We start from the raw sequence: 11943 nt of genomic DNA on the forward strand, positions 1-11943 counted from the left end.
CTACGTGTTCCTACGTGTTCGTAACCGGACGCAGGCAGTCGCAGCAGTGAGACGGCATTGGGAGAGTGACCATATACCTGGCTTATGTAGTGCTCTTCAACGCCGCGACTTGAATGACAACGGCTAGACAAATAACGGGCCATAAGCATTTGCGGTCACTTGGGTGCGACGATCATTCTGGTACGGGTGATCAGATTTTGAACTGCGCCCTGGCTTTGGTTCCGGCATGGGGCGCCGATTCAATGATGAATATTCCGCCGAGGGATTCGACGCGATAGCGCATGCCGACAAGGCCCAGATGAGTCCTGCCTCGACCTGGCACGCTCGGTTTCTCGTTTGGAATACCCACTCCTGCATCCTCGACTTGCACTTGCAGTAGCCCTTCGGAGTGAGAAGCGCTGAGTTTTTGGCCTTTTCCTCCGGCGTGAATATAGGCATTGTTCAATGCTTCCTGGGCGAAGCGGTAAATACAAATTTTATGCGCTGCCGGTACATCGTCCGCAAGCGTATCAAGCTCCAGTTCGACTCGCGTCTCGGTTCGCTCTTCGTGCCGCTGGGCAAGCAACACCAGTGCATCGTGCAGGCTCAGATCATTGACTTCCGGAAGTGCCAGGCCGAGTGAAATTTCCCGCACTTCGTTTAAAGCATCCTCGCCGGCACGTCTGATCATTTCGAGGACTTCCCCATCCGAGGCGCCTTGCGAATCTTCGAGCTCTTCAAGGCGAAGGAGAATAAGTGACAACAGCTGAGCAGGACCATCATGAAGATCTGCCCCGATCCGACGAAGAGTGAGTTCATTGATTTTTGAGAATTCGCGATTGGCTGTAGTGACTTTGTGCTGAAGGGCGGCATTATTTGAGTGCAACCTGGCTTGCTCATGCATTCGCAATTTAAGTGCTGTTTCCTGCTGCTTTATGATCTTGTCGTCACGCCGAACGATAAAAAATAAAAGCAAAAGCATGGCCATCGTTGCCGTACCAACAATCGCCCATACTTTCTGGCGAACGTTATTGATTTCGCGCTGTAGCGCTTGCGCGGTTTCGTAGAACTCACCCACCGCAACAATCTTTCCAGTACCCGTTTCGCGCAGTGGAGCAAAAATTTCATAGAACGGAATATTCAGGCTTCGCTCAAACGCATCGTCAGTATCATCCTCAAGATCATTGTCCAGTTCTGTATAGATCTTGCCTGTCAGCGCCTGTGAGATCTCCTCTGTCGGAAATTTTTTCTGGACCGTGGATTTGTCGGTGCTGTAGACAATCGTGCCGTCTGGAAGCCAGATCTTCACCGAGACAACATGTGTACTGAGCGAGGTGCTGGACAGCAGCTGATCGATGGTCCGAATCGTTTCATCGGGGAGTTCTTTGGCAGTGGTCAATCCCTGGACAGAAGGTTCGAGAAAGTTCTGCATATAACGCGCCCCCGTCTCTGCCGCCGTTTGAACCGTTGCATCTTCGATACTCTGGCTTACGAGGTTTCCAACGAGTGTCATGGTCAAACCCAGAATTACTGTGGCGCAGATTACGAACTGGGTTGAGCGGCTTAAATGGCGCAGTTTCGCAAGGGGGATCTGTCTCCCGGGCACTGCGTCACTGGACGTTTGGCCAGCGTCTGATTCGACCAAGGTCTGATCCGATTCTTTGACCAAGGTCTCAGAATTTGACTGGGCTTTCGTCTCTGTACACATCCGGGTAGCACCTCAATACTCATTTTCAATGGAGTGTAAAGCTAGCATTCGAGGTTGAGGGCGGGAGGGGCGATGAATAGATTAAAAAGATTCTCGATCAATCCGGGTAATCGCTATTTCCGGCAAAAGCAGCCGGGGGTTATTACCAATAGTATTGATTTCCTGACTCCGCCATCAGGCGTGTTGAACCCGTCTCCAATACAGACTAGTCAATTCGTAGTCGATGCCAGTTTGCTCATGGATAAAAGGCTTGTTGACGAAGCCGCATGGACGCAGAACCGTGCCATCACCCCTCAGGAACTCCCGGACTATGGCGATCTTCGCCAGCGTATTCCGGCCAATGACTCTGATCGCTGGATGTGTGGCATCTGTGACAAGCCCCCTATGCCTGAGAGAGCCATATGGACAGATGCATAGAGCCCCGATACGTGACGGGGCCATTAGTAAGTTACGCCATCTATCCAACCCGTGTTCATGGGCCGGCGCCTCCTTGAGGCGCAATACCAGCCTGTAGTTACGGTTGTCATGGGGAATTGATCCTCAGTTGAGCACTGCTGATCGCACGCGATTCAGTAAGGGCTTCGTATGGCCGTGAAATCAGGTCCCGTCGTTCAATTTCTGTTTTTTGTTTATGGGGTTCAACACTAAGCCACGCGTTTGCAGCCGTGTTTTAAGCGTGTGGTTTCCTGATTAGTCAAGCATCGAGGAAACAGCCATGGCCAGCTTCAACAAGTCCGATCTCGAATTCATTCTCGAACAAATTTTCATCGCCGAACGGCATGCGGCAGGCGCGAGTCTGGTTGACATGCTGCCGAACGTAGAAGTCCCCTTCGGCCTGCGCACTGTCTCCGGCTTCGGCAACAACCTGGCCGATCCCCTGTTCGGCGCCGCCGACACCATCTTCCCGCGCATGACGACACCGGTGTTCAATACCGCGCAGGTCCAACCGGTCGGCTTCTTCGGCCCCGCCGATCCTGGCGGAACCACGCCGACCTCTTACCTGCAGACCAGCGGTGCCGTCTTCGACTCGCAGCCGCGCACCATCAGCAACCTGATCGTCGACATGACCGCCAACAACCCGGCGGCGGTCGCGGCTGCTGCGGCCAACCCGGGTTCACAGGTGGTCACCAGCCCCGGTCTGGATGGCCTGTTCGGCACCGCCGACGACGTTTCCGTTTTCAATATTCCTAATATCACGCCGGACGCGGGCCTGACCGCGCCCTTCAACGCCTGGATGACCTTCTTCGGCCAGTTCTTCGACCACGGCCTGGACCTGGTCACCAAAGGCGGCAGCGGCACGGTTTTCATTCCGCTACAGCCCGACGATCCACTGTTCGTGCCTGGTAGCCCGACCAACTTCATGGTGTTGACGCGGGCCACCAATCTGCCAGGCGCCGATGGCATCCTCGGCACCGCCGATGACATCCACGATCAGAGCAACACCACCTCGCCGTTTGTCGATCAGAACCAGACCTACAGCTCGCATCCTTCGCACCAGGTATTCCTGCGCGGCTATGAGCTCAACGCCGCCGGCGACCCGGTCGCCACCGGCAAGCTGATCACCAATCGTGACCTGGGTGTCGATGGTGTGTTCGGCACCGCCGACGACGTCGAAATCGGTGGCATGGCCACCTGGAAGGTGGTCAAGGCCCAGGCCCATGATCTGCTCGGGATCAACCTGACCGATGCGGATGTGTTCGACCTGCCGTTGCTGGCAACCGACGCCTATGGCAACTTCATCAAGGGCCCCAACGGCCTTCCGCAAGTCGTGATGAAGGGTCCGGATGGCATTGCCGGCACCGCCGATGACATACTCGTCGAGGGTGATCGGGCCGCGCCAATCAGCCTGACGAACGCCGTGCGCACCGGTCACCAGTTCCTCATTGACATCGCCCACAGCGCCGATCCGACCGGCGGCCTGACGCCTGATGCGGACACTGTCATTGGCGGCCCGCAAGCGCCCGGCACCTACGACAACGAGTTGTTGGATGCGCACTTCATCGCCGGCGATGGCCGCGTCAACGAGAACATTGGCCTGACCACCGTTCACTCCGTTTTCCACCACGAGCACAACCGTCTGGTTGATCAGACCAAGGCGACGGTCCTGGCCTCCGCCGACCTCGTCTTCCTGAACCAGTGGCTGATGCCCGACGCCCAACTGACGGCGTTGCCGGTGACGGCGGCCGACATCGCGGCCCTGCACTGGAACGGCGAGCGGTTGTTCCAGGCCGCCAAGTTCGGTACCGAGATGCAGTACCAGCACCTGGTGTTCGAGGAGTTCGCGCGCACCGTCCAGCCGCAAGTGGACGCCTTCCTGGCACCCATGGGTAACGACACCACGATCAACCCGGCGATCGTCGCCGAGTTCGCGCATACGGTCTTTCGCTTCGGTCACTCGATGCTGGTGGAGACGGTCGATCGTTTCGATGCCAACTTCAACGTCGTCGGCGACGGCAATCCGACTGCCCCGGGCAATCAACAGACCGGCCTGATCGCGGCCTTCCTCAACCCGCTGGCATTCGCTGCGAGCGGCCCTACCCCTGAGCAGGCGACAGGCGCCGTCGTACGCGGCCTGACCCGCCAGGTCGGCAACGAGATCGACGAGTTCGTGACCGACGCGGTGCGCAACAACCTGGTCGGCCTGCCGCTGGACCTGGCCGCCCTCAACCTGGCGCGTGGCCGCGACGCCGGCATCCCGTCGCTGAACGAGGCGCGGCGCGAGTTCTACCACATGACCGGCGACAGCCAGTTGACCCCCTACACGAGCTGGGCCGATTTCGTGCAGCACATGAAGCACCCGGAATCGCTGGTCAACTTCATCGCCGCCTACGGCACGCACTCAACCATCACTAGCGCTACGACGCTGGCGGGCAAGCGCGCCGCGGCTGCAGACCTGGTGTTCGGCAGCGCGACCGCGCCAATCGACCGTCTCGACTTCCTGCACAGCACCGGTGTCTGGGCGAATAACGCCGGGGCGGACGGTATTCCGAACACCGCAGACGACTTCACCATCTCCGGCCTGGACAACGTCGACTTCTGGATCGGCGGCCTGGCCGAAGAGAAGATGCCCTTTGGTGGCTTGCTGGGTTCGAGCTTCAACTTCGTCTTCGAAACCCAGTTGGAAAACCTGCAGAATGGTGACCGCCTCTACTATCTGGCGCGCACCGCGGGACTCAACTTCGGCACTGAACTGGAGAACAATTCGTTCGCCAATCTGGTGATGCTCAACAGCGACGCAACACACCTGTCGGCTAACGTATTCCTGACGCCGGCCTTCACCCTGGAGACCGACCCGGCGCGCCAGTTCAACCAGAGTGTGGTGGCCGGCCCGGACGGCATCGTCGGCACGCTCGACGATCTGCCCGCCAACGCCGACCCCTTTGGCCCGTCGATCCACCCGATCGGCTCACCACGGATTGACCATTTCACGCCGCTGGTGATCCGCGACAACCCCGCCACAGTGGGCCTGGATACCAACTACCTGCACTACACCGGCGGCGATACGGTCGTGCTGGGCGGCACGGCCGGCGACGACATCCTCATTGCCGGCGACTCGGACGACGACACCGTCTATGGCGACGCCGGCAACGACCGCCTCGACGGCGGCTACGGCAACGACAACGTCTTTGGCGGTGCCGGCGACGACATCATCACCGACATCGGCGGCAGCGACACCCTGCGCGGCGAGGACGGCAACGACGTCATCCAGGCCGGCAACTCGACCCTCGGCCTCAACAACCTGGTCTTCGGCGGCGCTGGCAAAGACTTCATCATCACCACCGAAGACATCACCATGACCTTCGCCGGCGCGGGCGACGACTTCATCCTCGGCGCCAAAGTCAACCTATCGCCGCAGGGCGGCGAAGGCGATGACTGGATCGAGGGGGGCACCCAGGACGGTGCGGTCGGCGACAACAATAGCCCCACGTTGTCCGACGATGTGCCCGGCAACGACATCTTCATCGGAAAAGGCGGATTCGATGAAATGATCGGCGAGGGCGGCGACGAAGTGTTCGTCGCCAGCGACGCTCAGGACAAGATGGATGGCATGTCCGGGTTCGACTGGACCACCTACAAGAATGACAAGTTCGGCGTGACCGTCGACATGGTCACCCCGTTCTTCAGTCCCTATCACGCGGTGCCCGATGCCGCGGGCAATATCGTGGGCGCGGTGGCGCAATCGGCCGACGCGATCTATGACCGGTTCGCGGAAGTGGAGGGCCTGTCGGGGTCGTCCTTCGCCGACTTCCTGCGCGGCGACAACCAAAACGCAGCCATCATCGCCAACATCACGGCCAGGGGCAGCATCCTCACCAACTTCGATCTCGTCAGCGGCCTGCGGGCCTTCGTCGGCGCCGCTGCTGCTGGCCCCGACGGCATCGTGGGTACCGCAGACGATCAGTTCGGCGCGGGCAACATCATCCTCGGTGGCGATGGCAGCGACATCATCGAAGGCCTTGGCGGTAGCGACCTCATCGACGGCGACAGTTGGCTCAACGTGCGCATCAGCGTGCGGCAGAACATCGATGGCACCGGGCCGGAGATCGCCACCTTCGACAGCATGGAGCCCCTGATCCCGCTCATGCTGAACGGCACCTTCAATCCCGGCCAGCTCGTCGCCGTGCGCGAAATCCTGCCCGGTACATCCGTAGGCGGGGCTGCGTTCGACACCGTCAACTTCATGGGCCCTCTGGCGAACTACACGATCGCCGTCAATGGCATCGTCGTCGATCCCGCCGTTCCCCTCGATCTCGTCGCCACCGACGTCGTCACCGTGACCGACAATGTCGGCAATGAAGAAACCGACCGTCTCACCCACATCGAGCGGCTGCAGTTCTCCGATCAGGCAGTGGTCCTCGTGCAGGGGGTCAACGCCGAGCCTGTGGGCGCACTGACGGTCGATAACACCGCACCGACCGTTGGCCAGACGCTGACCGTGTCGGCGGCAGGCATCAGCGATGCCGACAACGCGGGTGGGGGGATCAACAATTCCATCAGTTACATTTGGCAGGTTGAATTGGCACCGGGCTCGGGCGTCTTCGAGGACATCATCCTCGGGCCAGGCCGCATCGGTCTCGGATTTACAAGAGCGGACGCGCCCACTCTCACGGTGACGGCGGATCTTGCCGGCCTGGCAGTGCGCGTCAAAGGCTTCTATGCGGACGATAATGGCGTGACCGAACAGGTGTTCTCGGCACCGACCACGGCCGTAGTTGCCGGCGCGCCGGCCCCCGCAGCGGCGCCTTCGCTGATCGATCCGCAGACCACTGCCCCCAGCAACGGTGTGCGTTACACGCAATCGGACCTGGCGTTCATCCTTGACCAGATCAAGATCGCGGAACACAACGCGGCGGGTGAGAACATGGTTTCTCTGCTGCCGAACATACGGGTGCCGTACGGTTTGCGCACGGTCGAAGGGACGGAAAACAACCTGCTCCATCCTGAGTTCGGTGCCGCCGATAACGTATTCCCGCGCCTGACCACTCCGGACTTCCGCACGGCCGACGCCGCCACGAGCTACCTCCAGACCAGCGGCCTGGTGAACGACTCGCAGCCGCGCACCATCAGCAACCTGATCGTCGACCAGACCGCCAGCAACCCGGCAGCGGTCGCGGCTACCTTCGATCCGGGGCTGGATGGCATCCTTGGCACGGCTGACGATGTCTTGAAAGTCGGCTCACAGGTGATTACCGGAACCCGCACCGACGGCACGACGTTCCAGACCTTCTTCAACTCGAACGTGAGTCCCGACGCGGGCCTGACCGCGCCCTTCAACCAATGGATGACCTTCTTCGGCCAGTTTTTCGACCATGGCCTGGACCTCGTCACCAAGGGCGGCTCGGGCACCGTGTTCATTCCGCTGCAGCCGGATGACCCGTTGTTCGTGCCCGGTAGCCCGACCAACTTCATGGTGCTGACGCGCGCCACCAATCTGCCCGGCCCGGATGGCATCCTCGGTACGGCCGACGACATCCACGAGAACACCAATACCACCTCGCCGTTTGTCGACCAGAACCAGACCTACMGCTCGCATCCTTCGCACCAGGTGTTCCTGCGTGCCTATGAGCTCAACGCAGCGGGCGATCCGGTGGCCACCGGCAAGTTGATCGAAAATCGTGATCTGGGCGCCGATGGCGTGTTCGGTACGGCCGACGACGTCGGGATCGGTGGCATGGCAACCTGGAAGGTAGTCAAGGCGCAAGCTCATGACCTGCTCGGCATCAATCTCACCGATGCCGATTTCAACAACGTGCCACTGCTGGCGACCGACGCCTACGGCAATTTCATCAAGGGTCCGAACGGTTTTCCTCAGGTGGTGATGGTGGGCCCGGACGGCATTGCCGGCACGGCCGACGATGTGCTCGTTGAAGGTAATCCGGCGGCGCCCATCAGCCTGGTCGATGCCGTACGCACCGGTCATGCCTTCCTCAACGACATCGCGCACACCGCCGTTCCGATCGACGACGTGACCGGCGCAGCACTCCTGCCCGATGTGGACACTGTTGTTGGCGGTACGCCTGCACCGGGCTTCTACGACAACGAACTGCTGGACGCGCACTACATTGCCGGCGACGGCCGGGTCAACGAGAACATCGGTCTGACCACCGTCCATTCCATCTTCCACCATGAGCACAACCGCCTGGTCGATCACACCATGGCGGTGGTCCTGGCGACAGCGGCAAGCGGCGACGTGTCGTTCCTGAACGAGTGGCTGCTGACGCCTGTCACTGCCGTTCCCGTCGATACCACGACCCTTGACTGGAACGGCGAGCGCCTGTTCCAGACCGCGAAGTTCGGCACCGAGATGCAGTACCAGCACCTGGTGTTCGAGGAGTTCGCGCGTACGATCCAGCCGATGGTCGATCCCTTCTTCGCCCCGGGCCAGGTGTACGACACTGCGATCGATCCGAGCATCGTTGCCGAGTTCGCGCACACCGTCTATCGTTTCGGGCACTCGATGCTGCTGGAGCAGGTCGACCGGCTGGATCCGAACTTCGCCTCAAGCGATATCGGGCTGATTCAGGCCTTCCTCAACCCGATCGCGTTCGCGGGCAGCGGTCCGACCCCGGAACAGGCGGCCGGTGCCATCGTGCGCGGCGTGACCCGTCAGGTAGGCAACGAGATTGACGAGTTCGTCACTGAAGCCCTGCGCAACAATCTGCTCGGCCTGCCGCTCGATCTGCCTGCCATCAACCTGGCGCGCGGCCGCGATACCGGCATTCCGTCCCTGAACGCGGCGCGGCGGGAGTTCTATCTGCCTACTGGCGACGCAGAGCTCAAGCCTTACACCAGTTGGGCCGATTTCGTGCAGCACATAAAACATCCGGAATCGCTGATCAACTTCATCGCCGCCTACGGCACACACTCGACCATCACCGGCGCCATCACGCTGGCGGACAAGCGCGCCGCGGCTGCGGACCTGGTGTTAGGCAGCGCGACTGCACCGGCCGACCGTGTCGACTTCCTCAACAGCACAGGTGCCTGGGCCAGCACCGCTGGTGCGGACGGTATTCTGAACACCGCGGACGACGTGACCATCACCGGCCTGGACAGTGTCGATTTCTGGGTTGGCGGGCTGGCCGAGGAGAAAATGCCCTTTGGCGGCATGCTCGGTTCGACCTTCAACTTCGTCTTCGAGAACCAGATGGAGAAACTCCAGGACGGAGACCGCTTCTACTATCTGGAACGCACCGCCTCGATGGACTTTGGCGCGGAACTTGAGAACAACACGTTCGCCAATCTGGTCATGGCCAATACCGACGCAACACACCTCTCGGCCAGGGTTTTCCTGACGCCGGCCTTTACCCTGGAAATTGACCAGACGCGTCAGTACAACCCGAGTGTGGTAGCCGGGCCCGACGGCATCGTCGGCACGATCGATGATCTGCCAGTCACCGCCGATCCCTTTGGACCGTCGAACCATCCGATTGGCTCACCACGCAGTGACTTCCTCACACCGCTGGTGATCCGCGACAACCCCGGCACAGTGGGCCCGGATACCAACTACCTGCACTACACCGGTGCCGATACGGTCGTGCTCGGCGGCACAGCCGGCAACGATATCCTCATTGCCGGCGACTCGGACGATGACACGGTCTATGGCGATGCCGGTAACGACCGGATCGATGGCGGCTACGGTAACGACCAACTCCTTGGCGGTACCGGTGACGACATCATCACCGACATCGGCGGCGACGACGTCATCCACGGCGAGGACGGCAACGACGTCATCCAGGGCGGCAACGGCCTGAACCTGATCCTCGGCCAGGCCGGCCAGGACTTCATCATCACCGGCGAGGACGCGGCCGACAGCAGTGGCGGCCTGGGCAACGACTTCATCCTCGGCAGCAAGGCGAACGAGTTCGCGCGCGGCGGTGAAGGCGACGACTGGATCCAGGGCGGATCCGCCGATGGCGTTGCCGGCGACAACTTCGACCCATTCGGCAACGATCCGATCATTGGCAACGATGTCTTCATGGGCGATGGCGGACCGGATAACTTCGACGGGGAAGGCGGTGATGACATCATGATCGGCAGCCCTAGCGAGGCGGACCGTTTCATCGGGTTCTCCGGTTACGACTGGGCGACCTACAAGGACGATCCGGTCGGCGTGACCATTGGCCTCAACTCCAGTCTGCGCTTCTTCGATCAGCCGCAGGTGCCTGGTTCAACTGCGTCGATCCTTGCCCGGTTGGACCTGGTGGAAGGGCTGTCGGGATCGGCACACGCCGATTTTCTCACTGGCGATGATTCCACCGCGGTAACGCTCGCTATTGCTGGCGCCACGGGCAGCGTACTCACCAACTTCGACCTCATCAGTGGTCTGCGGGCGTTCGTCGGCAGCGCCGGATTCGGTGCCGACGGTATCGGGGGGACGGCCGACGATAAGTTCGACGGGGGCAACATTATCCTGGGTGGTGCCGGCAGCGACGTCATCGAAGGCCGGGTCGGCGATGATCTGATCGACGGCGACAAGTGGCTCAACGTGCGCATCAGCGTGCGGCAGAACATCGATGGCACCGGGCCGGAAATCGCCAGCTTCGACAACATGACACCGCTGGTCCCGCTGATGTTGAACGGCACCTATAACCCCGGTCAGCTCCAGGTCGTCCGCGAGATTCTGACGGCGCCCGGTCCCGACTTCGATACGGCGCTGTACTCCGGCAATTTTGCGGATTACACCGTGGTCGAAAACGTCAACGGCACCGTTACGGTCACCGACAGTGTCGCTGGCAGGGACGGGATCGACACCCTCAGCAATATCGAGCGGTTGCAATTCACCGATCAGGCGATTGTGCTTGGCGGTTTGAACTCGGCGCCAGTCGGTTCGCTGACGATCGACGATGCCACGCCCGCCGTCGGCCAGACGCTGACGGTATCGGCGGCAGACATCTCTGATGCCGACAATACCGCGACCGGTGGCGCGATCACCAGCCCCATCAGTTTCTTCTGGCAGTTCGAACCAAGCCCAGGCTCGGGCGTCTTCGAAGACATCACCTTCTTTGCCGCCGGCGAGGTCGCGCGCGCGGAGGGTCTGACTGTCACGGTGGGCACGGAACTCAGGGTCCCACCACCGGCGACCCTCATTGGCGCCGTGCCGGCTATCCCGCAACTCGTCGTGCCAACCGGACTGGCTCTGCGCGTCAGGGCGGTCTACAAGGACGCCAATGGCGTGCTGGAGGAGGTGTTCTCGGCGCCGACCGCACCGATCACGGCGGCCGGTACCGGCACCGTCAACTTCCTGCCGGTCGGAACGGTGCTGATCAGCGACACGACCCCGACGGAAGGCTCGACCTTGACCGCCACGGATGCGTTCACCGACGCCAACGGGACCACGACCTCGGTGATTACCCATCAGTGGCAGGCGGGGAACGGTGCGATCTTTGCCGACATCGTCGGCGAGACGGGCACGACCCTCGCGCTCACCCCGACACTGGTCGGTCAGCAACTGCGTATCGTTGCGAGTTACACCGATGACCTCGGCACACTTGAGCGAGTCACCTCTGCCGCTACGACAGTGGTCGGTGATGTGTTTGTCGGTACCGCCGGTGTCGACATCTGGACCGGCACGACAGGCGACGACATTGCCAGCGGAGGTGCTGGCAACGACATCCTGAACGGCTTGGGCGGTAACGACATCATCAATGGTGACGCGGGCAATGACGTGCTCATCGGCGGTCTTGGTGCCGACACGATGGCCGGCGGTGATGGCAACGATATCTACGAAGTCACCGACGCTGGGGACGTGGTGACCG

3 protein-coding genes are annotated in these 11943 nt (G+C 61.1%); 2 read left to right on the forward strand and 1 reads right to left on the reverse strand.

The window, feature by feature from the left end; translation table 11 throughout:
* Positions 1–190: 190 nt before the first annotated feature.
* Positions 191–1687, reverse strand: coding sequence for a sensor histidine kinase (locus AC1DU9_RS28325; protein WP_477811133.1), 1497 nt, complete (start codon positions 1685–1687; stop codon positions 191–193).
* A 72-nt stretch (positions 1688–1759) separates the two neighbouring features.
* Between AC1DU9_RS28325 and AC1DU9_RS28330 the strand changes: the two genes are divergently transcribed.
* Positions 1760–2104 carry a hypothetical protein gene (locus tag AC1DU9_RS28330; RefSeq protein ID WP_223462576.1) on the forward strand — a complete coding sequence of 115 codons (345 nt, stop codon included), beginning with the start codon at positions 1760–1762 and terminating at the stop codon, positions 2102–2104.
* 298 nt (positions 2105–2402) lie between these two features.
* Positions 2403–11943: peroxidase family protein (locus tag AC1DU9_RS28335; RefSeq protein ID WP_477811134.1), on the forward strand; the 9541-nt coding region annotated here is incomplete at its 3' end.

It is taken from the genome of Pseudomonas sp. P4_C1 (assembly GCF_056402155.1).